This is a genomic window from Paenarthrobacter sp. CAP02, assembly GCF_040137855.1.
Classification (GTDB): Bacteria; Actinomycetota; Actinomycetes; order Actinomycetales; family Micrococcaceae; genus Arthrobacter.
The window spans coordinates 183,818-208,745 of record NZ_JBEEII010000010.1 but is presented as its reverse complement, the minus strand read 5'-3'; the positions used below and the strand labels follow the sequence as shown (position 1 = coordinate 208,745).

At 62.8% G+C, this 24,928-nt stretch carries 22 protein-coding genes and 1 tRNA gene; 12 read left to right on the top strand and 11 right to left on the bottom strand.

The features are described from left to right. Positions 1-341: 341 nt before the first annotated feature. The 4 genes from ABHM97_RS17590 (at position 342) to ABHM97_RS17575 (ending at position 5,198) form a co-directional block, all read left to right on the top strand. Complete coding sequence (locus ABHM97_RS17590) at positions 342-1,904, top strand: NCS1 family nucleobase:cation symporter-1 (protein WP_349471687.1); 1,563 nt, start codon at positions 342-344, stop codon at positions 1,902-1,904. A 93-nt stretch (positions 1,905-1,997) separates the two neighbouring features. Beyond that, positions 1,998-2,756, top strand: coding sequence for an aspartate/glutamate racemase family protein (locus ABHM97_RS17585; protein WP_284986241.1), 759 nt, complete (start codon positions 1,998-2,000; stop codon positions 2,754-2,756). A 33-nt stretch (positions 2,757-2,789) separates the two neighbouring features. Next, positions 2,790-3,557, top strand: a complete 768-nt coding sequence (locus ABHM97_RS17580; protein ID WP_349471686.1) for an SDR family oxidoreductase — start codon at positions 2,790-2,792, stop codon at positions 3,555-3,557. A gap of 153 nt (positions 3,558-3,710) precedes the next feature. Next, complete coding sequence (locus ABHM97_RS17575; protein ID WP_257370953.1) at positions 3,711-5,198, top strand: cation:dicarboxylate symporter family transporter; 1,488 nt, start codon at positions 3,711-3,713, stop codon at positions 5,196-5,198. A gap of 46 nt (positions 5,199-5,244) precedes the next feature. Here ABHM97_RS17575 and ABHM97_RS17570 read toward each other — a convergent pair whose 3' ends face one another. After that, positions 5,245-5,649 (bottom strand): sterol carrier family protein, encoded by a 405-nt coding sequence (locus tag ABHM97_RS17570; RefSeq protein WP_349471685.1) that lies wholly within the window; start codon positions 5,647-5,649, stop codon positions 5,245-5,247. A 25-nt stretch (positions 5,650-5,674) separates the two neighbouring features. Next, positions 5,675-6,691, bottom strand: coding sequence for an asparaginase (locus tag ABHM97_RS17565; protein WP_235517436.1), 1,017 nt, complete (start codon positions 6,689-6,691; stop codon positions 5,675-5,677). A 100-nt stretch (positions 6,692-6,791) separates the two neighbouring features. On the opposite strand from ABHM97_RS17565, the gene purD reads away from it, so the two are divergent. Together purD and ABHM97_RS17555 are read left to right on the top strand one after the other, a co-directional pair. Continuing rightward, positions 6,792-8,102: a phosphoribosylamine--glycine ligase gene (gene purD / locus ABHM97_RS17560; protein WP_349471684.1), complete on the top strand. Its 1,311-nt coding sequence runs from the start codon at positions 6,792-6,794 to the stop codon at positions 8,100-8,102. A gap of 3 nt (positions 8,103-8,105) precedes the next feature. Next, complete coding sequence (locus tag ABHM97_RS17555) at positions 8,106-9,044, top strand: phosphoribosylaminoimidazolesuccinocarboxamide synthase (protein ID WP_349471683.1); 939 nt, start codon at positions 8,106-8,108, stop codon at positions 9,042-9,044. Between the two features lie 76 nt (positions 9,045-9,120). Here ABHM97_RS17555 and ABHM97_RS17550 read toward each other — a convergent pair whose 3' ends face one another. Then, the gene (locus ABHM97_RS17550) at positions 9,121-10,395 is read right to left on the bottom strand and encodes a helix-turn-helix domain-containing protein (RefSeq protein ID WP_349471682.1); all 1,275 of its coding nucleotides are present in this window, start codon (positions 10,393-10,395) and stop codon (positions 9,121-9,123) included. A 126-nt stretch (positions 10,396-10,521) separates the two neighbouring features. Here ABHM97_RS17550 and ABHM97_RS17545 point away from each other — a divergent pair, with 126 nt between their 5' ends. Continuing rightward, positions 10,522-10,737: a hypothetical protein gene (locus tag ABHM97_RS17545; protein ID WP_211710492.1), complete on the top strand. Its 216-nt coding sequence runs from the start codon at positions 10,522-10,524 to the stop codon at positions 10,735-10,737. Positions 10,738-10,852: 115 nt separating this feature from the next. Here the strand turns inward: ABHM97_RS17545 and ABHM97_RS17540 are convergent. The 5 genes from ABHM97_RS17540 to ABHM97_RS17520 form a co-directional block, all read right to left on the bottom strand. After that, a tRNA-Pro gene (locus ABHM97_RS17540) sits at positions 10,853-10,929 on the bottom strand. A 98-nt stretch (positions 10,930-11,027) separates the two neighbouring features. Beyond that, positions 11,028-12,860, bottom strand: coding sequence for an ABC transporter ATP-binding protein (locus ABHM97_RS17535; protein WP_349471681.1), 1,833 nt, complete (start codon positions 12,858-12,860; stop codon positions 11,028-11,030). Then, positions 12,857-14,656, bottom strand: coding sequence for an ABC transporter ATP-binding protein (locus tag ABHM97_RS17530; RefSeq protein ID WP_349471680.1), 1,800 nt, complete (start codon positions 14,654-14,656; stop codon positions 12,857-12,859). Before ABHM97_RS17530 ends, ABHM97_RS17535 begins: the two co-directional genes overlap by 4 nt. 152 nt (positions 14,657-14,808) lie before the next feature. Next, positions 14,809-15,756, bottom strand: coding sequence for a metallophosphoesterase (locus ABHM97_RS17525; RefSeq protein ID WP_349471679.1), 948 nt, complete (start codon positions 15,754-15,756; stop codon positions 14,809-14,811). A 4-nt stretch (positions 15,757-15,760) separates the two neighbouring features. Then, positions 15,761-18,082 (bottom strand): transglycosylase domain-containing protein, encoded by a 2,322-nt coding sequence (locus ABHM97_RS17520; protein WP_349471678.1) that lies wholly within the window; start codon positions 18,080-18,082, stop codon positions 15,761-15,763. On the opposite strand from ABHM97_RS17520, the gene sp36 reads away from it, so the two are divergent. The 3 genes from sp36 to ABHM97_RS17505 are packed head-to-tail and all read left to right on the top strand — an operon-like array spanning position 18,081 to position 19,704. Then, positions 18,081-18,236 (top strand): Sp36 family protein, encoded by a 156-nt coding sequence (sp36, locus tag ABHM97_RS17515; RefSeq protein ID WP_011775990.1) that lies wholly within the window; start codon positions 18,081-18,083, stop codon positions 18,234-18,236. The two genes, ABHM97_RS17520 and sp36, sit on opposite strands and share 2 nt — an antisense overlap. 2 nt (positions 18,237-18,238) lie before the next feature. Further along, positions 18,239-18,775 (top strand): RidA family protein, encoded by a 537-nt coding sequence (locus ABHM97_RS17510; RefSeq protein WP_349471677.1) that lies wholly within the window; start codon positions 18,239-18,241, stop codon positions 18,773-18,775. Positions 18,776-18,792: 17 nt separating this feature from the next. After that, positions 18,793-19,704, top strand: a complete 912-nt coding sequence (locus ABHM97_RS17505; RefSeq protein WP_349471676.1) for an NUDIX hydrolase — start codon at positions 18,793-18,795, stop codon at positions 19,702-19,704. Positions 19,705-19,903: 199 nt separating this feature from the next. On the opposite strand, the gene ABHM97_RS17500 is transcribed toward ABHM97_RS17505, so the two are convergent. Beyond that, positions 19,904-20,581 (bottom strand): Crp/Fnr family transcriptional regulator, encoded by a 678-nt coding sequence (locus tag ABHM97_RS17500; RefSeq protein ID WP_011775987.1) that lies wholly within the window; start codon positions 20,579-20,581, stop codon positions 19,904-19,906. Positions 20,582-20,814: 233 nt separating this feature from the next. Between ABHM97_RS17500 and ABHM97_RS17495 the strand changes: the two genes are divergently transcribed. Further along, entirely contained in the window at positions 20,815-21,999 is a 1,185-nt protein-coding gene (locus ABHM97_RS17495) for a MarP family serine protease (RefSeq protein WP_349471675.1), read from the top strand. A gap of 131 nt (positions 22,000-22,130) precedes the next feature. Next, positions 22,131-22,595 (top strand): type II 3-dehydroquinate dehydratase, encoded by a 465-nt coding sequence (aroQ, locus tag ABHM97_RS17490; protein ID WP_235517425.1) that lies wholly within the window; start codon positions 22,131-22,133, stop codon positions 22,593-22,595. Positions 22,596-22,744: 149 nt separating this feature from the next. On the opposite strand, the gene ABHM97_RS17485 is transcribed toward aroQ, so the two are convergent. Both ABHM97_RS17485 and ABHM97_RS17480 read right to left on the bottom strand, forming a co-directional pair. Further along, positions 22,745-24,100 carry an FtsX-like permease family protein gene (locus tag ABHM97_RS17485; protein WP_349471690.1) on the bottom strand — a complete coding sequence of 452 codons (1,356 nt, stop codon included), beginning with the start codon at positions 24,098-24,100 and terminating at the stop codon, positions 22,745-22,747. 7 nt (positions 24,101-24,107) lie between these two features. Then, on the bottom strand, positions 24,108-24,848 hold the full coding sequence (locus ABHM97_RS17480) for an ABC transporter ATP-binding protein (protein WP_284986255.1): 741 nt from the start codon (positions 24,846-24,848) through the stop codon (positions 24,108-24,110). Positions 24,849-24,928: the final 80 nt, after the last annotated feature.

The window sequence follows — 24,928 nt, the reverse complement described above, 5'->3', positions numbered from 1 at the left end:
TGGGCAGTCAACCCGCTGAGGATGTGTGAGGTCTCTTCTCCTACAGACACGTCCAGCCTCTCTTCATTGAATGTATGGGCGCTTGCTCTGTGGGGGCGCTCAAGGAATTTCGTATTGTGAGAATAAAATTCTGCAATTCGAGATTACGTCTACCGATCGGCAGCGTCAACACGGATCACCTGTCCGCAACAGTCAACTGGTAATCAAGCCGCCAGGCAACCAAATGTGACCCTGCCTACATCCGAAGCATCTTGACCGCGAGTGACCTGCGTCATAAAGTGTTTTCACTATTCAATAACTTGTTTCCGTAATGCGGAAGCAGTACGAAGTGGAGATCCACGATGCAGACGACTTCATCAGTCGGCGTCACTGAGACTCCGGACGAACCGCAGGGTGGCCCCAACCATCGTGTAGTTGGCAATACAGAATTGTGTGCAATTGCGTCCGAAGCATCAGGCCGTACCATCAGCCCCAGTCTTTACAACATCGATCTCGCCCCCACCAAGGCCAAGGGCCGCAAGTGGACCAGTTACAGCATCTTCACCCTCTGGGCCAACGACGTCCACAGCCTGGGTAACTATGCTTTCGCCATTGGTCTTTTCTCGCTCGGATTGGGCGGATGGCAGATCCTGGTGGCACTGGGAATTGGGGCCGTCCTCCTTTTTGCCCTACTGAACTTCTCGGGGTTCATGGGCCAGAAGACCGGCGTCCCCTTCCCTGTCATGAGCCGCATCAGCTTCGGCATCCGGGGTGCACAGATTGCCAGCCTGATCCGCGGCGCCGTTGCCGTGGCGTGGTTCGGAATTCAGACCTACCTGGCATCCGTGGTCCTGCGCGTCATGCTCGTTGCCATGGCGCCGGGCCTGAAGGACCTGGACAGCAACTCCATCCTGGGGCTTTCTACCTTGGGTTGGTTCTCCTTCGTCGCCCTGTGGATCGTCCAGCTGGTCATCGTGAGCTTCGGCATGGAAATGATCCGTAAGTACGAGGCGTTCGCTGGTCCCGTCATTCTGGTCACCATGGCCGCGATCGCCGTGTGGGTCTTCGTCGAAGCCGGCGGAGCCATCCAATGGTCCGGAATCAAGGGCCTCGAAGGCGGCGAAATGTGGTTGACCATCTTCGCAGGCGGAGCGCTGTGGGTATCCATTTACGGAACCTTCGTGCTGAACTTCTGCGACTTCACCCGTTCTTCCACCACCAGGAAGTCGATCGTCAAGGGCAACTTCTGGGGCATCCCCATCAACATGCTGGTCTTCGGCGCCATTGTGGTGGTCATGGCCGGCGGGCAGTACAAGATCAACGGCACGGTCATCGAAAGCCCGTCGGACATTGTCCAGAGCATCCCCAACACGCTTCTGCTGGTGTTGGCCTGCCTGGCCTTGCTCATCCTGACCGTGGCCGTGAACCTGATGGCCAACTTCGTGGCGCCGGTGTATGCGCTGACGAACCTTTTCCCGCGGCACCTGAACTTCCGTAAGGCAGCCTGGGTCAGCGGCACCATCGGCCTGGTCATCCTGCCCTGGAACCTTTACAACAACCCGATCGTGATCGTCTACTTCCTGGGCGGACTTGGCGCCTTGCTCGGCCCGCTGTTCGGAGTCATCATGGCCGACTACTGGCTGGTCCGCCGGGGCAAGGTCAACGTCCCCGAGCTGTACACGGACGATCCCAAGGGAGCCTACTTCTACAAGCGCGGCGTGAATCCCAGGGCCATCATCGCCCTGATTCCGGCCGCTGCCATCGCCGTTGCCATCGCATTCATCCCGGCACTTGCACCAGCGGCACCGTTCGCATGGTTCATCGGAGCAGGCGTCGGCGCCCTGACGTTCTTCGCCGTTGCTGACAAGAAGCAACTTCACGATTACGTGTCCGGTGAGCCGATCGCCGTCGCCAGCACCCACTAGTAAACCCAGCCCCACAGGCCAAGCCCACCCTCGCCGACAGCCGGACTTCGCTCCAGTTGCCCGGGGGTGGGCGTCGCCGTTGAGAGGATTTCCATGCGCATCCTTGTCGCAAACGTCAACACCACCCAATCCATGACAGACTCCATCGCTGCCCAGGCGCGGGCAGCGGCTGCTCCGGGCACCGAAATCATCGGCATCACACCCCGTTTCGGCGCCGATTCCTGCGAAGGAAACTTCGAAAGCTACCTTGCAGCGATCGCCGTCATGGATGCCGTGGTCAACTATCCCGAGCCCTTCGACGCCGTCATCCAGGCCGGCTATGGCGAACACGGCCGCGAAGGCCTGCAGGAACTCCTGGACGTGCCGGTCGTCGACATCACCGAAGCCGCTGCCAGTACGGCGATGTTCCTCGGCCACAAATATTCGGTGGTCACCACCCTTGATCGCGCGGTGCCGCTGATCGAGGACCGCCTCAAGCTGGCCGGCCTGGACGCCCGCTGCGCCTCTGTCCGGGCCAGTGGCATGGCGGTGCTGGAACTCGAGGAGTACCCCGAACGGGCCGTTGAAGCGATCGTTGGCCAGGCCGAAGAGGCCGTCCGGAATGACAAGGCCGAGGTCATCGTCCTTGGCTGCGGCGGGATGGCGGGGCTGGATGAGCAGATCCGACAGCGGACCGGCGTTCCCGTGGTGGATGGCGTAGCCTCGGCCGTCACCATCGCCGAGTCACTGGTCCGCCTTGGCCTGTCCACGTCCAAGGTGCGAACCTACGCCACGCCGCGCCCCAAGACTGTCATAGGCTGGCCGATAACCGCAGCCCAGCATTCAGCAGCCCAGCAAGAAGCCGCACGCTGACGCTGCCCACAGTATTTCCCGAAAGGCAACCACATGACTGACTCCAGCCTGCCCGCAGACTCAAGGGTCGCCGTCGTCACCGGGGCCGGTTCCGGTATTGGGCGGGCGGTCGCCCGTCTCATGCTCGCCGAGGGCTACCGGGTAGCGCTGGCCGGCCGTCGTGAGGCCCAGTTGATCGAAACCGCGGGCGGCCACACGGAAGCGCTGGCGGTTCCGTGCGACGTGACAGTGCCCGACGACGTCGCCCGCCTTTTCGCGGCGGTTCGCCAGCGCTGGGGCCGGGTTGATGTGCTGTTCAATAACGCAGGCATTTTTGGCCCTGCCGGCGACGTCGGCGAAATCGACGTGGACGAATGGGAAGCGACCCTGAGGGTCAATGTCACCGGTTCCATGCTGTGCGCGGCTGAAGCGGTACGCACCATGAAAGCCCAAGAACCGCAGGGCGGGCGGATCATCAACAACGGGTCCATCTCGGCCCATTCGCCCAGGCCGCGGTCCGTGGCGTACACGGTCACGAAGCACGCGATGACCGGCCTGACCAAGAGCATTGAGCTCGATGGGAGGGCTTTTGGCATCACGTGCGGGCAGATCGACATCGGCAATACCCGGACCGAGATCATGGACACCATCGGCGTGGGCTCCGGTGCCCTGCAGGCCGATGGAACCCGCAAAGTGGAACCGATGTTCCCGGTGGACGACGCAGCCCGTGCAGTGCTGATGATGGCCAACATGCCGGCGTCGGCCAGTGTTGGATCCCTGGTGGTCACGGCTGCCGGCATGCCGTTCGTGGGCCGCGGCTAGCGAGTTAGGGACGCCCGTCCGCGGCCTTCCAACCGATTGTGACTTCCATAATATGGAAACTCATTTTCCCCTTGCGGAATGATGTGACCCGGCTTACATTGAAAACATCCCCCCAAAACGAGGGGCTGTTCCCAAACTGATTGGTTCAGATCAATGAAGATCCCAGACTCCGCGGCGCTGAAGGCGAGTTCGGCCCCGCAGAAGAAAAAGCGGCTGTATCAGTCGCTCTTTTTTCAAATTCTGATCGCCGTCGTCGCAGGTGTGCTCATCGGTCATTTTTGGCCGAATATCGGGTCCGCCCTCCGGCCACTGGGTGATGGATTCATTCAACTCATCAAAATGATCATTGCCCCGCTGATTTTCCTCGTGATCGTCACGGGAATCTCGGCAGTGGGCGACGTCAAGGCGGTCGGAAGGGTTGGGGTCAAGGCGCTCCTGTACTTCACCGGTGCCACGCTTTTCGCCCTCGTTTTCGGGCTTATCGTAGGAAACATCGTCCAGCCGGGTGCCGGGCTGAACATTGATCCCTCAACGCTTTCCCAGGAGGCGCTCGACGCGAAGACCGGCCACGCAGTCCCCAAGGACGCGGCCGCCTTCATCCTGGACGTCATTCCTTCGAGCGTGATCGGTGCCTTCGCCAGCAACAGCCTGCTCCAGGTGCTGTTCTTCTCCGTCTTCTTCGGCGCTGCAATCGTCGTCATCGGCCGGGAACGGTGCCTGCCGGTCATCAGCCTCATGGAGACGGTCCTGGAGCTGATCTTCAAGATCATGTCCTGGATCATGAGGGTGGCCCCGATCGGTGCCTTCGGTGCCATGGCCTTCATCATCGGCCAGTACGGCGTGGGGACCTTGGGAACGTACGCACTGTTGATCGCATCCTGCTACGGAGCGGCGATCATCTTCATCGGTTTGCTGTTCCTGGTGGCGTGGGGCTTCGCCCGGGTTCCGCTGTGGCAGTTCCTCAAGTACACCCGCGAAGAATTCCTGCTGGCGCTTGGCACGGCATCCACTGAAGCCGTCATGCCGCGCATCATGACCAAGCTGACCAACGCCGGCTGCTCACGGGCAACCACCGGCCTGGTGGTCCCAACGGGCTACTCATTCAACCTCGACGGCGCCGCGATCTACCTTTCGATCTCGCTGCTGTTCCTGGCCCAGGCCTTCGGACACAACCTGGACCTCGGCCAGCAGTTGGCTGCCCTTGGCGTGCTGCTCCTTACCTCCAAGGGAATGGCAGGCGTACCGGGCTCGTCCTTCCTGGCACTCTCGGCAACCGCTGCGGCCTTGGGCATCTTCCCGGTGGCCGGTGTCGCTCTTCTCCTTGGAGCGGACCGCCTCATGGACTCCATGCGCGTCGTCGTGAACCTCCTCGGCAACTGTGTGGCAACGTTCGTCGTCGCCAAATGGGAGGGCCAGTTCGACCGCAGCGTCATGGTCCGCGCGTTCAACGGTGAGATCACCAATGAGGACACCGCCATCATGCTCGGCAAGGAAGATGTCTTTGAGCAACAGGAACTGGAACGCATCAGCAGCGGCCAGAACCCGTCTCCGAAATTCCGCGGCGGCCCCACCTCCGATGAGATCCCGCAATTCGAGATGAGCAAGCCGGGCAAATCACAGGACCCGATCTGCCCCGACTGACGTAATAGGTGATGCCCTCCGGAAAGCTCCGGAGGGCATCCTCCGTTTAAAGGGGCAGCAACCCGGAAAGATCGGCGCGCAAGCCGGAGGCTGTCACTTTGTGTGACGACACCGCATCCGCCCACGAGATCCGGCCCGTCACCAGCGAAAGCCAGGTGTCGGCGTCGCACTCAATGACGTTCGGGGGAGTGCCTCGCGTGTGGCGGGGCCCTTCAACGCACTGGGTCACGCCGAACGGCGGCACCCGGACCTCAACCGAATTGCCGGGCGCGCGGGCGGTGACTTCCTCCAGCGAGTATCGGACCGCCGTCGCAATCAACGTGCGCGACGGCGGCGTCCCGGCGTCGGTGGTTGTCCCACCGGCGGTTTCGGAACGTTCGACGGCGGTTTGCCAGGTTGCCAGGGCGGCGCGGCCTTCTTCGATGTTGACTCGGCGTCGTGCAACAGCCATGGGTATTTCCTTATCCTGTGCGGGTTTAGTCGAGCAGTGCGGAGACGGCATGGCCCAGGCGGATCCTGCCTACCGCACGTCCGCCGCCGAGCACCGGCTCCACTACGCGTTCCAGGACGTTGGAAACCGCGGGGATGTCCACTGCACCGCTGACGGCCAGCAGCGTCAATCCGACCAAGGTGGTGGCTCGGAGATTGCCGTCCAGAACCTTGACCGCCACGGTGGCGCCGGTGGGCGTTGCCAGGACAAGGACGCCCTCGGCGCCGATCTTCGCCAGGACCTCCAGTTCCTCCATGACCACCGTGTTGGACTCGCCCTTGCCCTGGACGGCCCAGGGGTAATCCAGCATGGACGTGGCGATGGTGGCCGCGCGGGCGTTGGAAGAGGAGTCGCCGGGCGACTTGGCCAGCTTGGAGTAGGCGCGCGCAAGACCGGTGAGCGACAACGCTGCTACCGGCGCGCCGCACCCATCGATGCCCAGATGGGAGATCGTCTCTTCGCTGTATTCCTCTATGACGGAACGAACGCGCTGCTGCAGCGGGTGGTTCGGTTCGAGGTAGCTGCGGAGGTCCCAGCCGTTCTCGGTGCAAGCCCACAGGAAGGCTGCGTGCTTGCCGGAGCAATTGAAAGCGAGCTTGGATTGGCCCCGCTCGGACCGTACCAGCCAGTTGCGTGCCGTCTCATCCTGCGGCCACGCCGTGGGGCAGTGCAGGTTTTCCTCGCGGACGCCGGCGGCCTTGAGCATCCCTTCCACCACATCCATGTGTTCCAGGGAGCCGGTGTGGCTACCGCACGCCACTGCCACCTGCGCGCCACGCAGCGGGACGCCGGACTGCATGGAAGCCAAGGCCTGGAAAGGTTTGAGGGTGGAGCGGGCGAAAACGGGGGCATCGATGTCACCCAGCCGGGTCACTACGGAACCATCACCGGCCAGGACCACGGCCGCACCAACATGCCGGGACTCGATGAAGCCGCTTCGTTCGATCACTGCCAGTTCCACTGCGGAGTCTACGTTGAAGGTTTCGTGCGAACTCATTGGCATGCAGTAAGTCTATGGGGCGCCGTGGTTACTGGGGTTCTCTCGGGGTCCGGTGCGTGACACAGCTTAGGATGCTCGCCCTTCACAAAGTACCCTTGAAGCCGTGAAGGTACTCGTCATTGGCCCAGGCGGCCGCGAACACGCCATTGTCCGCTCTCTGCTTGAAGACCCCAACGTTTCGGAGGTCCACGCGGCCCCGGGCAACGCAGGCATCAGCAAACTCGTTCCCACCCACGCGATCGACGGGAACAACCCGGAAGCCGTGTCTGCCCTCGCCACCAAGCTGGGCGTGGACCTGGTAGTCGTTGGACCCGAGGCGCCGCTGGCTGCCGGTGTTTCCGACGCTGTCCGTGAGGCCGGGATTCCGGTGTTCGGTCCCAGCAAGGAAGCGGCCCAGCTGGAGGCCTCCAAGGCTTTCGCCAAGCAGATCATGGCCGAGGCCAACGTTCCCACGGCCATGGCCCGCGTTGCCACCAACGCGGAGGAAGCCGCTGACGCCCTGGACACTTTCGGTGCGCCGCATGTGGTCAAGGACGACGGTCTGGCTGCCGGCAAGGGAGTGGTTGTCACCAACGACCGCGACGAAGCACTGGCACACGCCCAGGCGTGCTTCGACGCCGGTGGAACCGTGGTCATCGAGGAATTCCTTGACGGCCCCGAAGTTTCCCTGTTCGTCCTGTGCGACGGCCGCACCACTGTTCCGTTGTCCCCGGCGCAGGACTTCAAGCGCATCTTCGACAACGACGAAGGCCCCAACACCGGCGGCATGGGTGCATACACCCCGCTTGAGTGGGCGCCCGAGGGTCTGGTCCAGGAAGTCATCGACCGCGTGGCACAGCCCACCGTGGACGAGATGGCCCGCCGCGGCACGCCCTTCATCGGCGTGTTGTACTGCGGCCTCGCCCTGACCTCCCGTGGCACCCGCGTCATCGAATTCAACGTCCGTTTCGGCGACCCCGAAACCCAGGCAGTCCTGGCCCGCCTTAAGACCCCGCTCGGTGCGCTGCTGCTGGCAGCTGCCAAGGGCGAACTGGACACCGCCGAAGAGCTGCGCTGGTCCAAGGACACGGCAGTCGCCGTCGTCGTTGCTGCCGAAAACTATCCGGACGCGCCCCGCACGGGCGACCGGATCCGTGGCCTGAAGAAGGTTGACGAGTTGGACGGCGTCCACGTGGTCCACGCCGGCACCAGGCTGGATGATGAGGGCAAGGTGGTTTCCGCCGGCGGACGTGTCCTGGCCGTTGTTGCGCTCGGTTCCGATCTGGTGGAAGCCCGCGAAAAAGCGTACGACGGCGTGGAGCTGGTTCAGCTTGAAGGCTCGCAGTTCCGCACGGACATCGCAGGCAAAGCCGCCCGCGGCGAAATCCGGGTCCCCTACGCGGGCACCGGAACCATCCCGAAAGTGAAGGCCTGACCCATGACTGATTCCCTTCCCACGGGCGGCTTGGAAACCGAAACCCTACAGCTTCCCGGCTGGACGCACGTCTACTCCGGCAAGGTTCGTGACCTTTATGTCCCGGCCGATGAGTCCATCACCGAAAAAGTAGGCCAGGAATGCGTGCTGGTGGTCGCCAGTGACCGCATCAGCGCTTACGACCACGTCCTGAGCAGCGAAATTCCGGACAAGGGCCGGGTCCTGACCCAGCTGAGCCTGTGGTGGTTCGACCAGCTGGACGTTGAGCACCACGTCCTCGCTTCCACAGTTGAGGGTGGTGTCCCGGCCGAGGTTGAGGGCCGTGCCATGATCTGCAAGAAGCTGGACATGTTCCCGGTGGAGTGCATCGCGCGTGGCTACCTCACCGGCTCCGGCCTTGCCGAATACAAGGAATCCGGGACGGTCTGCGAGATCCCGCTGCCCGACGGACTGGTTGACGGTTCGCGTTTGGAGAAGGCGCTCTTCACTCCCTCCGCAAAGGCCGAGGTTGGCGAGCACGACGAAAACATCACCTACGACGACGTCGTGGCCATGGTGGGTGACGACATCGCAGCCCGCCTGAGCGAGCTCACGTTGAAGATCTACACCCGTGCCGAGGAGATCGCACGCGAACGCGGCATCATCCTTGCCGATACCAAGGTGGAGTTCGGGATCGACGCAGCCACTGGCATCATCACCCTGGGCGACGAAGTCCTCACCCCGGATTCGTCCCGTTTCTGGGACGCAGCAACGTACGCGCCGGGCCAGTCCCAGCCGTCGTATGACAAGCAGTACGTCCGTGACTGGCTGACCTCCGCCGAATCCGGCTGGGACAAGTCCTCGGACACCCCGCCGCCGGCTCTTCCCGCAGATGTTGTCGAGCGCACCCGCGCCCGCTACGTAGAGGCCTACGAAAAGCTCACGGGCCGCACCTTCGCGTAAACCCGGCCCAACTGAGTCGCAGTAAAGCGCGTTTTGACCGCTCAAAACGCGCTTTACTGCGACCTGTTTGGGTTAATCAGGCCTGCGAGGGCTCCGGGTGCGTTGCGGCGGCGCGACGCTCGGCCAGCCGGATCTCCAGCACCGCGTCCATGGCTTGCTGAACCCGGTCAGAGGCTCCGGCCGCACTGAAGTCGTGCTGGGCCTCCTCCAGGTAATGCAGCGCCTCGGTGGTTTCGCCTGCGGCTTTCAAGGACTTGCCGAGCAGCAGCGAGACCTCGCCTGCAGTGTGCCGGGCCAGGACTTTGCGGTCGGCATAAATTTCGCGCAGTTTCTCCACCGCAGCGAGGATGTCGCCGGTCAGGTAGAGCCAGCGGGCCCTGATGAAAGCCACTTCGAGCTGGTCTGTCTTGTTGCCGCCCACGATCGACAGGGCCAGCTCCGCACGCTCAATGGCGGACAGTGTTTCCGGCTCCACAATCCCGGAGGACAACCGCACCGCGGCCGAAGCCTTATTGAACCGGGCCCACAGCTCGATGTCGTTGGCGGGGGAGAGGAGCTTGGCTGCACGCTCGTGGTGCTTGATGCCTTCCACATAGTCGTGGCGCATGAACGCCACGTTGCCCACAACCCACGCGACCTCGCCGGCAAGCTGCGACATGGAGTGCTCGTCCATGTGCTCAATCATGGCCAGGCAGTACGTCCATGCCTCGTCCAGCTTGCCGCTCTCTGCGAGGGCACCGATCAGCGCGCGGTGCGCGCCAATGATGAGAGTTGAGCCCTTGGGCAGCTGCTCACACAGCTTGACCGCTTGCTTGGCATGTTCGACGGCGGTGGCCAGCTGACCTTGTCCGTGGCACACAGCGGCAAGCATCTGCCAGGCCCGTACTCCGAGGCCTGCGGATTCGGTGGCCATGGGATGTTCCAGGAGGTGCTCAACAATTTGCTGGCATTCCTTCAGCTGGCCTTGTTTCATCACGCACTCGGCCTGCATGTACGTCATGTTCCACCAAGCACTGTTGTTCTTGGCTTCAAGGGCGATCTGCGCTGCGGTTGCGGCGTGGCTGGCTGCGAGTTGGTAATCGCGAAGGTCCCAGGCTTGCCTGGCGTAGAGGCCGGCGAGGACGTACTCGGCGTCGCTGACGGAAACAGGTTGGCTCCACGCTTCCAAGGCCTTGGGGGCGAGCTCCAACCGCCGTGCCAGCTCTTCGATGACCTCGGCGGTGGGTTCCCGCCGTCCGGTCTCCAGGAGCGAAATGTAGCTGGGCGAATACAGGTTTTTGCCCAGCTCTGCCTGCGTTAACCCACGTTCGAGCCGTTCGGCACGTAGCTTCTCGCCGAATCCGTTTCCCACGGGTCCCCTCCTACAGGTGTCTTTTGACCAAAACCTTGACAGTCTCTGTGGAAAACATTTTACAATGTATGTCAACAGGGACCACGCAATTTCCGTAACGAATCCGACTCGCATTGGGGAAATACCATGTTCAAGAAAATCATCGCTTCAGCGGCTTTGGCAGGCGCGCTGTCGCTGGCAGTCGCGGCTCCCGCAGTCGTCTCCGCCGCTTCGGCAGGAGACTCCAGCACGGTCAGCGCAATCGGCAACTGGCCTGATCCCATGCGCGTGGCGGCGCCAACCAAGTCAGCGGACACCACGTACACGCCGATGTCCATTGGCAACTGGCCAGATCCTATGTAAATCCAGTGTAGTGAAGAAACCCCCGGGGCGTGACGAGCGAGGCCCCGGGGGTTTCTTTTTGCCATCATTTGGGCAAACAAAAATGGCGCCGATTTCTCGACGCCATTTTCGTGTTTGGTCGGGATGACAGGATTTGAACCTGCGACCTCTTCGTCCCGAACGAAGCGCGCTACCAAGCTGCGCTACATCCCGATCCGCTGCGAAAGCAACTGTTCAAGGATAGCTGAATAGCCCCGTGATGCGAAATCGAGGCCCGGGTGTCCCTCGTCACGGCTGCAACGCAACGCAAGCTACACCAGCGAGTCCCGCCACGCCCCGTGCAGTTGGGCGAACCGGCCCCCGCCGCTGATCAGTTCTGCGGGGGTTCCGTCTTCTACAATGCGGCCGTCGTGCACCACCAGTACCCTGTCAGCGGTCTCTACCGTGGACAACCGGTGGGCGATGATGATGGCAGTCCGCGCCGACTGCCCACCCACTACGCCTTCGAGCAAGTTAGCGAGCCCCTGCTGGACCATGCGTTCTGAAGGGATATCCAGGGACGACGTTGCCTCATCCAGTATCAGCACGGCGGGTGCAGCCAGGAAGGCACGGGCAAAGCCGATGAGTTGGCGTTGCCCTGAGGACACGCGTCCGCCACGCTTGTTGACGTCGGTGTCGTAGCCGTCGGGGAGGCTCATGATGAATTCGTGAGCCCCCACCGCTGCGGCCGCGGCTTCGATTTCAGCACGGGATGCTTCGGGCCGACCCAAAGCGATATTGTCGGCCACCGATCCACTGAACAGGAAAGCCTCCTGGGTGACCATCACTACGGCGCGGCGGAGATCGGTGGTGGCGAGGTCCCGAAGATCGACACCATCCAGGGTGATCGCTCCCGATGTAACGTCGTAGAAACGTGCCACGAGCTTGGCTAAGGTGGACTTTCCGGCACCGGTCTGGCCCACCAACGCCACAGTCTGTCCGGCGGGGATGTGCAGGTCCAGGCGCGGGACAACAATGCTGCCGTCGTTGTAGCCGAACTCCACCGCGTCGAAGGAGATCTCACCGCGGGGGCTCTTCAACGGCACCGGGTTCTTCGGCGGCCGGACGGTTGGAACTTCCTCCAACAGGCCGGACACCTTCTCCAGCGCCGCCTGGGCACTCTGGAACGAGTTGTAGAACATGGCCATCTGGTCCACCGGCTGGAAGAAGCGCTTGGTGGACAGGATCAGGGCCAGCAGGACGCCGACTGCAAGGTCACCGCTCAGCACCCTGAAGCCCCCGAAGAGCAGGACGACGGCGACGCAGACGTTGCCGATCAACACCAGGCCGGGCTGGAAAATGCCATTGAGGTTGATGGACCGGACGGTGTTCTTGCGGTAATCCTCAGCCAATTGCCCGTACTGGGCGGCATTCTCGCGCTCCTTGCGGAAGGCTTTTACGGCACGGATGCCGGTCATCGTTTCCACGAAATGCACGATCAGCCGTGCTGAAACCACTCGTGATTCGCGGAAAGCTATCTGTGAGTGCTTCTGGTACCAGCGGGCCAGGAAGAACATGGGGACGCCGGCTGCAAGCATGATCAGGCCACTGCGCCAGTCCAACGCAAAGACGGTGACGGCTGTGAAGACCATGAACAGCATGCCGGAGGCGAGAGAGCTGACACCGGAATCCAACAGTTCCCGCAGCGCCTCCAGGTCGGAGGTCTGCCGGGCGATGATGCGGCCTGAGGTGTATTTCTCGTGGAATTCCAAGCTCAAACGCTGGGTATGCCGGAACACTCGAAGCCGAAGATCGAGGAGCATCGCCTGGCTCAGCCTGGCCGTGGACGTGACATACAGTGCCGTCATTCCAGCCGTCGCAATCGCCGCTGCCAAATACAGCGAACCGGCCAGAACCAACGGTCCGTTGTCGCCGGACTGCAATGCCGGCAGCGCATGGTCGATCCCGAAAGCGATCAGCGCAGGGCCGGCCACGCGGGTGAGTTGCGAGACCACCACCATCACGATCGTCATCCAGAAACGCAACCGTACCGGGCGGATCAGCGAGGCAAGCAAGGCGAGCGACCGGCGTCGTACGGCTTTGCTGTCCGCTTTGGTGAGGTGCGTGTTGTCCTCGTTGGCGGTTCCAAAGGTCGTGGCACTCACCGGCGGGCCTCCTCAGCTTCTTCGAGCTCGTCCAGTTCGGTGTCCAGGTCCTTGGGACCGGCATCCAGGCTGGCGATGACGTAACGGTAGTGGTCGTTTTCGGCCAGCAGTTCCGTATGGGTCCCGACGGCGGTAATGGTTCCGTTTTCGAGCAACGCGACCCGGTCAGCCAGGGCCACGGTGGAAGGCCGGTGCGCGACGATCAACGTCGTAGTGTCGCGGAGGACCTCGCGCAAGCGGGCTTCCACGCGTTCCTCGGTATTCACGTCGAGCGCGGAAAGGGGGTCATCCAGGACCAACACTTTGGGTTTTGCGGCGATGGCCCGGGCCAAGGCGATGCGCTGGCGCTGGCCGCCTGACAGGCTGAGCCCTTCCTCGCCGATCAGCGTGTCCACACCGTCCGGCAACGAGTACGCGAACTGTGCCTGGGCAACGTCCAAGGCTTCATCCAGCGCTGCTTCACTGGGATCCGGAGCGCCAAGCAGCACGTTGTCCCGCACGGAGCTGGAAAACAACGTGGTGTCCTCGAAAGCAACGGCCACGATCCGTCGAAGCTCGTCAATGTCGTAATCCCGTACGTCCACGCCGTCGATGGTCACGGCGCCCTCGGTCACGTCGTACAAGCGCGGGACCAGCTGGAGCAGTGCACTCTTTCCGCTGCCTGTGATCCCCACCAGGGCCATGGTCTCACCCGGGCGGATATCAAGGGTGACATCGTGCAGCAGGCTGCCGCCGTCGTCGAACCCGAAACCCGCATGCTCAAAGCGCAAGGCGCCCTTGACGGCTTCCGGCACCACGGCTTTGTCCGGCGAGGTGATGGTGTTTTCGGTATCCATGACCTCGAAATGGCGATCCAGCGCAGTCTTGGCGGTCAATGCCATGGCCAGCAGCATCCCGGAGAATTCCACTGGCGTTGCCACCACGGCGGCGGTTGCGAAGAACGCCACCAGCGAGCCAATGCTCAGCTGCCCGCTGGCCGCCAGCATGACGCCGACCACCAGTCCAACTCCCAGCGCAAGCTCCGGCAGCAACGTAACCACCAGGGTGAACCCCGCTTGTTGCTTGGCCTTTGCGATCTCGGTCTGGCGCAGTTCCTCGGCTTGGCCGTTGAAGTTCTCCAGCGCTTCCCGGCTGCGGCCGAACGCCTTCAGCACGCGGATGCCGTGCACGGATTCTTCGACGGTGGTGGCGAGGTCGCCTGCCTGGTCCTGGCTGAGGCGCGCCACCAGGCTGAAGCGGCGTCGGAAGCGGAAGGAATTGATCATGATCGGCACAGCAGCGGCGAGGAAGATCAGGGCGAGCTGCCAGCTCATTGAGAACATGACGCCGACGCCAATGATCACGGTCAACGTCGTGACCACCAGCATGATCGCACCGAACGCCATCCAGCGGCGAAGGAAGCTGAGATCCGTCATGGCCCGCGAAAGGAGCTGGCCTGAACCCCAGCGATCGTGGAATGCGACAGTGAGCTCCTGGAGGTGCCCGTAAAGGGTCACGCGCATCCTGGTCTCAACGGTGGTGGCCGGGTTGATGACGAACTGGCGGCGCAGCGCCACCAGCCCGGCTTCGGCAATACCCAAGCCAAGGATCACGACGGCGGCAATCCAGACCGCGTCCGCGGAACCGCCGGGTTGCAGGGAGTTGTTGACGAGTACCCGCAGCACTTGCGGGATGGTCAAGGCGACAATGCTCGCGAGCAGGGCGCAGATGAGGCCCATAAGTAGTCGGGGGATGATAGGCCGCACATGGGGATACAGTCGGCCGACGGAGGTGAAAAATGACGTTTGCTTGGACATGCCCGCTTCTCAACAGCTGGATCTTCAGATGGTGCGGAGGTAGTTTCCCGTAGCAACTACCCTATGCCATGCCGTGATTCGTTTCACAGAAGTGCCAAGGTCCGGTGAAATGTTTGACCCAGTTATTGAGGATCGTAATGGTGGGCCGTTGTTTAGCTGCGCGACGTGAGGGTCAGCAGGACAGCTTCCGGGCGGCACGCAATGCGGACCGGTGAGAAGCGCGAGGTGCCGATGCCGCCCGAGACGTTCACCGGCGTCGTGAATCCGTTGCTTTCCCAGTCGTGAAGGCCCTTGGCGCGCCAGGTTGGCAGGTCGCAATTGGAGACCAAAGCGCCGTAGCCGGGGATGCAGATCTGTCCGCCGTGGGTGTGGCCGGCGATGATGAGGTCTGCTTGGGCCTGGGTGAAGTGGTCGAGCACGCGCTGGTACGGTGCATGGACGACGGCGACCTTCAGGTGCGGGCGGGCGTCCTGGTTGACCGTGCCGCGCGGCCAGCCCGCGTAGCGTTCGCGCTTCAAATGGGGATCATCGACCCCGGAAAAATCGAAACGCAGGCCATTCAACACAACAGACTGTGCACGGTTGGTGAGGTCGATCCAGCCACTCATGCCAAACGCGGACCTGAGCTTGGGCCAATCCAGCTTTTTTGGCTCAGTTTTCGGCTTGGAAGGACCGCGGAAGTAGCCGGCAGGGTTCTTGATCCTCGGCGCGTAGTAGTCGTTGGATCCCGGGACGAAGACCCCAGGGAACTCCAACAAGGGCCTCAGTGCCTGGACCAGGGGATCGATCGCTTTGGCGTGGCTCAAGTTGTCGCCCGTGTTCACCACAAGGTCCGGCTTGAGTTCGGCGAGGGACGTCAGCCATTCGGCCTTTTTCTCTTGGCCGGGGACAAAGTGGATGTCGCTCACGTGCAGGACCCGGATCGGGCCGAAGCCCTCGGGGAGGATGGGAAGGGTCTCGTGGCGAACCTCGAATTGGTCCTTCTCCCACCAGCCGTAAGCCGCGGCAGCCGCGCCTGCAGTTGCGCCGATTGCTGTGGTGACGGCGAAACCGCGCCCGACACTGCGGACGCGGTTTGCCAGTGAATCTCCGAACGACACCTGGTCAGTCCTTGCCCGGACCGTTGCCGTTGCCGTTGTTCCCGTTATCTGTGGCGGGAGGCGCGTTCTGCGTGGTGGGTGCCGGCGTAGTTGTGCGCTGGGGCGCTGCACCACCCAGAAGGTTGGAAGGCGGTGCCTGGAACGGGTTGGTTCCGTAGGCCGGAGCCACGGACAACATGTAGTTGGTGAACTGCGGACCAGCAATCATGTAACCGTCGATGGATGGGTAGAACTTACCGTTCACCGTGATGTTGCGGCCGGGACGGAGCTGGTTATCCAGCGGATCGCCGAACCAGGAAGCGGTTGCAAGGCCGGTGGTGTAACCGACAACCCAGGTGGAGCCGTTGGAGTCGTTGGTACCGGTCTTTGCGGCAACGGGGAAGTTGTTCCTGGTGGACAGCGCGGGCCGGATCAGAGAACCTGAACCAGCATTCAGCACTTCCTGCATCGCGTAAGCCACACCGCGGGCAACCTCGGGCTTGATGGCGTCCTTGCAGTTCGATGATTGGGCCGGCAGATCAGCACCCGATTGGTCCTTCACTGACGTGATGGCAATCGGCTCGCAGTACTTGCCGTCAGCAGCGAACGTAGCGAACGCAGCGGCCATGGTCAGCGGAGCCGTCTGAGTAGAACCAATCAGGTTGGCCAGCGTGGTCATGGTGACCTTGGGGTTCGGGTCCGTGATCTTGCCGTTTTCATCGCGGGCAGGAAGTCCTCCGTGGATCCCCGTAGCGTCAACGATTCCCTGGATACCGCAGAGGTCCACCTGGGACGCCGATGCGAAGGTGGCCGTGTTGATGGAGTTCATGAGGCCGTACAGGACGGTCATGTTCCGGTAGTAGCCTTCGTCGGAGTTCTGCAGATCGAAGCTGCCGGGAACGCTCTTGTCGTAGAAACCATTGACCGGCGTTGGACAAGTGTTCCGCCAGGGGAAATTCTGTGGGTAGGTTCGACGGGACGCGTTGATGGTGGTGTTCATCGACTTGCCCTCGTTCAGCCATTCAGCGAACGTGAAGGGCTTCATCGTGGAACCAGGCTGGAAGCCGCCGATGCCATTGAGGTCATTGCCATTGGCGTCCAAAACATCAACGTTGAAGTTCTGGGTCTGATCAAACTTGCCCTCTTGGGGCAGCCACACGGTGTTCTGGGCCATGCTGACAATCTGGCCGGTGCCCGGCTGGACGGAGGTGATGGAGGCGCCCCACTTGTCCGGGTTCGCGCCTGCCGTAGCGTCAACCTGCTGCTGGGCCACTGCCTGTGCGGTGGGATCCAGGGTTGTCTTGATGGTGAGACCACCGCGCTGGACGCGCTTGATGCGCTCTTCCTGGGTGTCACCGTAGGCCGGGTTGTTGAAGAGCAGGTGCAGCACGTAGTCGCAGAAGTACGGGGCCATGGTGGCGTAAGCGCAACCCTGGCGGGCCGGGGTGACCTTGGTGGTCACCGGGGTGGCGACAGCTGCGTCGTATTCGGCCTTGGTGATCTTGTTCTGGTTGACCATCGCGGCAAGAACCAGGTCACGGCGGACCTTGGCGTTGTCCGGGTTGGTGATCGGGTCAAAAGCGGACGGGCTGTTGACCAAGCCCGCCAGCAGTGCAGCCTGGGGGAGGGTAAGGTCCTTGGCCGAGGTGCTGAAGAAGAACTTTGCCGCAGCCTCGATGCCGTACGCGTCGCGGTTGAAGAACACGATGTTGAGGTAGCCCTCAAGGATCTGTTCCTTGGAGAACTTCTTCTCCAGTGCGATGGCGAGCTTCATTTCGCGAAGCTTGTCGCCCACGCCCTTGTTAACACCGTTGAGCTTGACGTCTGAGTCATTGCCCGATGCCACCAGTGACTCGTTGATGACGTTGTTCACATACTGCTGCGTGATGGTGGACGCACCCTGCTTGTTGCCGCGCGCGGTGCTGACGATGGCTCGCAGGATACCGGTGGTGTCGATGCCGCCGTGCTCGTAGAAGCGGCTGTCCTCGATAGCGATGACAGCGTCTTTGATATACGGGCTCATCTGGTCCAGCGGAACCTTGGTCCGGTTCTCTGCGTAGATCGAAGCGATCGGCGAACCGTCTTTCGCCAGGATCGTGGTGTTCTGGCTGGGCGGATCCACTTGGAGTTCCGCCGGCAGAGTGTCAAAGAACTGGATTGAACCGCTTGCGGCACTGCCTGAGACGGCCGCGGCGGGGACCAAAAGGCCCGCTACCAGGACGCCACAAATCGCACTCACGCCAAGGAAACCTAGAATCTTTCCGAGGGTGGTGGCAGTGTCGAATAGTGGGTTCTTGCGAGTCACCATGTTTTCCACTTTACCGGCAAGGGCTAGGCTTTCTGTCATGACCAAATGGGAGTACGCCACGATTCCGCTCATTATCCACGCCACGAAGCAGATCCTGGACCAGTGGGGCGAGGACGGCTGGGAGCTTGTCCAGGTCGTCGGTGGACCCGATGGCAAAGGCCTTGTTGCATACCTGAAGAGGGAGAAGCAGTAACCATGACCACCCCCGCAGAAACCACGTCTGCCGCGGAATCCGGCACCCCCACGTCTGCTGTTGAGCAGCGGCTCGCCGAACTCGGTTTGACCCTCCCCGAGGTCGCCGCCCCCGTGGCCGACTACGTACCCGCCGTCGTCTCCGGCAACTACGTTTACACGTCCGGACAGCTGCCCTTTATTAACGGCAAACTCGAAGCTACCGGCAAGGTCTCGCTCGGCGAGTTGGGCACCTCTGACGAGCCCACCGTCAGTCCCGAGGACGCAAAGCGCTACGCCGCAGTATGCGCGATCAACGCCCTCGCCGCCGTCAAGAGCGTCATCGGCGACCTCGACCGCATCACCCGCATCGTCAAGGTTGTCGGATTTGTATCCTCCGACCCCACGTTCACCGGCCAGCCCGCTGTGATCAACGGTGCGTCCGAGCTCCTCGGCCAGGTCCTTGGCGAGGCCGGCAAGCACGCACGCTCCGCCGTCGGCGTTTCCGTACTGCCGCTCGACTCTCCTGTTGAGGTCGAGATCATTGCTGAATTCAGCTAAGGAACCGGTTCACCCAATTGCCGCAGCTTGCACGCCGCCTGTTCGTTTTGCCCCCGGAGCTCGAAGGGGCAGCACGAAACTGGCTTGACCTCGGCGAGCGGACCCCCAGGGCCGCCCGCTACGCCTCATCTGTTGTCCTTTTGCGGGACTCGCCTACGGGTCTGGAGACCTGGCTTGGTTACAGGCCGGGCTCTTCGCCCCTGGGGCTAGTCGCTTTCCCCGGAGGTTCACTGGAACCGTCCGACGACGACCCCGTCGGCTGGTTGGGTCCCTCGCCGCAGCATTGGGCTGAGCAGATGGGAACGGACGACGTCGGACTCGCCCGCCGCCACGTGGTGGGCGCCATCCGCGAACTCTTCGAAGAGACCGGCGTCCTGCTCGCTGGGCCGGACGCGTCCTCCACGGTTGAGTCAAACTCCACGGTGGATTGGATGCGGGCCCGGGAAGCAGTAGCCGCCCAGGAGAAGTCCTTCACCGAGATGCTGTCCAAACGTGGACTCTCGCTGCGGACCGATCTGTTGAAGCCGCTCGTCAACTGGCTCAGCCCGGATTTCGCGCACACCCGCTTCAACACCCGGTACTTTGCCGCGACAGTGCCCGTGAATCAGCAGCCTTCGATCCTGGGCAGCAAAGGCGTCTGGGGACGTTGGGTTTGCGCGGCAGAGGCTATCTCCCTGCGGGAGACTCCTGCGCTCGGCGACGAAGTCGGGCAGCCGAACACCGTTGGCCTCACACTGGGTCAGCTCCTGGTTCCCGGCTCTGAGATCATGCTCGAGAAAATGGCCGCCGCCAACGGCTGCATCGCGTACCTGAGCTACAAGCGCAAAGCCCACGTGTACCAGGCAAAGCTGGTGGACGAAGGGGGCATCCTGATGCTCGAGGTCGAAGCCGCCCGCACCATAGCCGGCGAACCCCAGCGCGAACGCTGACCAACGCTCGCTCACGTTCCGCCTGCTTGAGCCCAACGCTCACTCACGTTCCGCCTCCTTGAGCCCAACGCTCACTCACGTTCCGCCTGCTTGAGCCGAACGCTCACTCACGTTCCGCCTGCTTGAGCCGGACGCTCGCTCACCAAGGCAACAAAAAGCCGCCCCGGTCATCAACCGGGGCGGGCTTTTTTTGAATGCTCTAGCGGGAGCGCTGGCGGAGGCGCTGCATGTCGAGGATGACCACTGCGCGTGCCTCGAGGCGGAGCCAGCCGCGCTGGACGAATTCGGCCAGTGCCTTGTTCACGGTCTCGCGGGAAGCGCCAACCAGCTGGGCGAGTTCTTCCTGCGTGAGTTCGTGGGCAACCAGGACACCGTCGGTGGCCGGGCGGCCGAAGCGGTCAGCCAGGTCCAAAAGGGCCTTGGCGACGCGGCCCGGAACGTCAGAGAATACGAGGTCCGAGAGGGAGTCGTTGGTGCGGCGAAGGCGGCGGGCCAGGGCCTGAAGCAGCTGCGCGGAAACTTCCGGGCGTGTGCGCAGGAGCGCGTTGAGGCTTTCGTTCTTGAGGCCAGCCAAGCGGGTCTCGGAGACGGCAGTAGCCGTGGCGGTGCGCGGGCTGGGGTCGAACAAAGCCATTTCGCCGAAAAGCTCACCCGGGCCAAGGATGGCGAGCAGGGACTCGCGGCCGTCGGGGGAGGTGCGGCCGAGCTTCACCTTGCCGGAAACGATGAAGTAGAGCTGGTCACCCTGGTCACCTTCGCGGAATACGGAAGCCCCGCGTGAAAGGTCCACCTCGGTGAGTTCGTCCGTCAGCAGGCGGAATGCGTCGTCGTCAAGGGTGGCGAAGAGGGGTGCGCGGCGCAATACCTCGATGTCCATGAAATCTCCTGAGTATAAGTTTCGGTCGTGGCGCTTCAGCCATTGTTTCAGAATTTTTGGGCTTCTGTGACGTACTTGGCATGCGAAACGCTGAAACGGCGCGGCTTTGGGGCGTTCAGCACCCATCTCTGGCCAGTAATCAGTCCAAATGCGTCATCCGGCGTGATGTGACTAACGGTTGGCTGTCAGGGTCCGCAACTAGACTTGTCGCTACCCGGCTATGAGGAGCATTGGTGTTTGGCTTGACGATATTGGATTTGGCATTGATCCTGATGCTGCTCTCGTACCTGATCTACGGCCTGCGCAACGGCTTCATGGTCACGTTGGGCGGAATTGCCGGTTTCGTGGTGGGTGCCATCGCTGCCTTCGTGGCGGTCCCGCTCGTCAGCGGCTGGGTGAGCGACAGCGGCTGGAGGCTCACCGCCACGGTGGGTGCCGCCGTCGTACTTATCGCTGTCGGCCATGGGCTGGGAACCATGATCGGGCGCCGAATCCGCCACGCCGTGCGGATCAAGCCCCTGCATGCTGTTGATCGGCTGATCGGCGGCCTGGTGAGCGTAGTGGTTGCGGCGCTGGTGATGTCCATGCTTGCGTTCAGCATCAGTTCGCTGGGCGTGCCGTTCGTGTCGCAGCAAATCGCGGAGTCGCGAGTCATTCGTTCCATCGACAACCTGACGCCGACGCCGGTCAAGAGCACCATGGCGCAACTCAGGTCGACGGTGATCGGCGATGGGATTCCCAAGCTCATCGAGGGTATTGGGCCTGCCACCCCGCTGACCATCCCGAACGAATCAACCGATACTCCGGCGCTGAACCAAGCCGCCCAATCTGTCCTGAAGATCGCCGGTACGGCCTACGAATGCGGTCAAAACCAGACCGGTTCCGGATTCGTGGTCTCGCCCGGGCGCGTCGTCACCAACGCGCACGTGGTGGCGGGCGTGTCGCAGCCCGTGGTGGAGATTCCCGACGGCGGTGCGCTGCCGGGTCGCGTGGTCTACTTCGACTCCCAGCGGGACATTGCAGTCCTGGCCGTTGACGGCCTTCGGTCCGCACCGTTGCCGCTCAGCGCCGATCTGCCCGGCGGCTCTTCGGCGGCTTTCGCAGGGTACCCCCATGGCGGTCCGTTCCAGTCGAAACCAGCGACTGTGCAGGGCATTTCCACCATTCTGGTTCCGGATATTTACGGCAATAACCCGTCACCGGAGCTTGTGTACAAGCTCGCCGGCGACGTCCAGCCGGGGAACTCGGGCGGGCCACTGCTGACGACGCAGGGGCAAGTGGCGGGGCTGATCTTCGCCAAGACAACCACAAATGACGCACTTGGTTTTGCCCTCACCATGGAAGACCTGGAGCCCGTTGCAGCTCAGGCTCCGGGGCTAAACAACGCGGTTTCGGCTGGTCAGTGCACGCGTAAGTAGGCCATTCCCTCTCTCGCATCCCCGCCGTTTTTGGCCGACGCTCTCTCACATAGTGGCGGTTTTCGAGGAACGCTCTCTCACTTGGTGGGCGGAGTTCCCTGAGACTTCTGCCCGGCTATAGATTGGGAGCCATGACTGAAGCCACTCCCGCCACCGAAGCCGGTCGCGGCACCATCCTTGTGATCAACGGCCCCAACCTGAACCTCCTGGGTACCCGGGAGCCCGAAAAGTACGGCACGTCCACATTGGCCGACGTCGAGCAACTCGCCATGACGGCCGCGGCCGCCCATGGCCTCACTGTGGATTGCGTGCAGTCAAATCACGAGGGCGACCTTCTTGACGCCATCCACGCAGCGCGAGGCAGCGCAGTGGGCATCGTGATCAACGCCGGAGCGTACACGCACACTTCCGTGGCACTTCGTGACGCCCTGGCGGCCGTGCAGCTTCCCGCCGTCGAAGTCCACATCACCAACGTCCATCAGCGCGAGGAGTTCCGGCACCACTCGTACCTGTCTGGCGTATGCCAGGCGATTATCGTGGGTGCCGGCGTGCTCGGCTACAAGCTCGCTATCGATTACCTGGCGGATGTCGTCTGATCCGCGGGACGTGAGCGAGGGTTGCCGTGGAGCGGTAGGGACGTGAGCGAGGGTTGGCGGGAAGCGGTAGGGATGTGAGCGGGGGTTGCCGGGAAGCGGTAGGGACGTGAGCGAGGGTTGCCGTGAAGCGGTAGGGATGTGAGCGAGGGTCAGGAGTCCATGCTCGCGTAGCGCTCAGCCCGGGCGAGCACTTGGCTGATCTGCGCCGTCCCTCCTGCCACGGCTAAGCGCACCAGCAAGAACCCTGCTGCGAACACTCCGCCGATGGTCACAAACACCACGGGCTGGGTCAGCAACACGGCACCCGTGAGCGGGAGGACCAGGACAGCCGCCGCGGCCGCCGAAATACCGGCGACCAGGAAGAGCGGCGACATCACGGCCTTAACCCGGGCCGCCACCATCAGCTTCCGCGGCATTCCCACCCGGTCCAGGGCCACCAGCATCGGCGCCCGGTCGAGCACGGCCGCGGCCTGGTTCACGCCCGCGGAGCACGCCACCATGAGGAACGAGCCCAACAGGGTGATCATCACGCCGGTGTTGATGTCCCGCACCAACAAGGCGGTTTCGTCGCCGGCACTGCCGCCCATGGTGTCCGCCACGGCCATGCCAACCCCAACGAACACACCCACAAAACTGGTCATCGCGACGCCCCCAACTTGCCGCCACGATTCCTTGGGACTTTCCAGCACGGACCTGGCAGCCAAAAGTTGCTCAGGACTTTTGGCGCGCTTGAGCTGCGACGATGCCCGCAACCGCAGGACCCACGGGCCCATGAGGTTCAACGCCAGCAACGCCAGACCGAAGCAGCCGCCCATGACGGCGATGATCACGATGAACGCGCCGATGCTGCTCAGCATCCCCATTGCCACCACGCCGATGACCACAACAACAGCCGCGATGAGCCCGCGAACCCAATGGGCGCCGTCGGCCGTTTGCCTTGTCCTGACGCCCAAAGGCGTCACCACAACCTTCCGAAGCCCAAGCGCAGCACTCGCTGCTGCCAGAACGCAGACGGCAAGAACGCAGCCGAGGATGGAGGGCACGGAGAGCCAGGCGTGGCTTCCTATTGCCTGCCCGCGGAACTGAATCAGCCCAAGGAACGGGGCGGTGCAGGCGTACAGACCTGCGCCGGCCAGCGCGCCCACAGCCGCCAGCACCGTGGACTCCATGACGGTCATCCATACGACGGTGGCGCTGTTCGCGCCCAAGAGACGCAAGGAGGCCAGACGGTCATCACGACGCCGGGCGGCCAGTCGGGCGGCCGAGGCGCCAAGGGTCAGCAACGGGATGATCAGCAGCACCATCGCGACGACGGCCAAGGCCTGGTAGGTGCCGGCGATATCGTCGGTCCAGGACCAGAAAACCTGCGAGCCGCCTGCCACAGTGAGCAGCAGTGCGGTGACGGTGCCGAAGGCAAGAATGGGCAACCCGGCGTCCCGAAGGCCCGTTTCCCGCAAGCTGCTGCCTTTGCTCCGGGCGAGATAGGGGGCGAGGCGAAGCGCCATGGTGAGGCTAGACATTGAAGGCACCTTTGAAGTTGGTTGCTGCGGGCGCGGCTGGGGTGGAGGGTCCACCGGTGTCGGCCACGATCCGGCCGTCCCGCAGTTCCACGACGCGCCGGCAACGGGCAGCGACGTTGGGATCGTGGGTAACCACCAGCAGGGTCCGGCCATTTGCTGCAACAGAACCCAGCAGTATGTCCAGCACTTCGCTGGATGTGGCTGAATCCAAGGCTCCAGTGGGTTCATCGGCAAAGACCACCCGCGCGCCGGTCACTTGGGCCCGGGCGATGGCGACGCGCTGGACCTGGCCGCCGGAGAGTTCGCCCAGGCGTCGCTGTTCCATCCCGCCGAGGCCCAGTGCAGCCAGCCATTCCGCGGCCCTGGATTCGGAGGTGGCCCTGTCAGTGCCGTTCAGCATCAGCGCGAGGGCCACGTTTTCGATGGCCGTCAGCTCAGGAAGGAGCATGCCTTGTTGGAAAACGAAGCCGAACTCTTCCCTCCGGAGCCGCGACAACGCAGCGTCACCCAAGGTGTCCAGGCGCAGCGGCGACGAGGGAGTGTTCAAGGTGACCGAACCGGCGTCGGGCCTCAAAATCCCGGCGAGGCAGTGCAACAGAGTAGTCTTGCCCGAACCCGAGGGTCCAATGATCGCAATGGATTCGCCGGTGTTCGCAGTGAAGTCGACGTGGTCCAGGGCGAGGCTGCCGGGATAGTGCTTGGTGAGCTGCTGGGCGTGGAGGATGGCGTTCATATATCCAGCATCCCGAAACGGGACATCTCTCCGCGTCAGTCCACCGGTTGAACTCCGCGGCCAGCCATCCACCCGCGGTA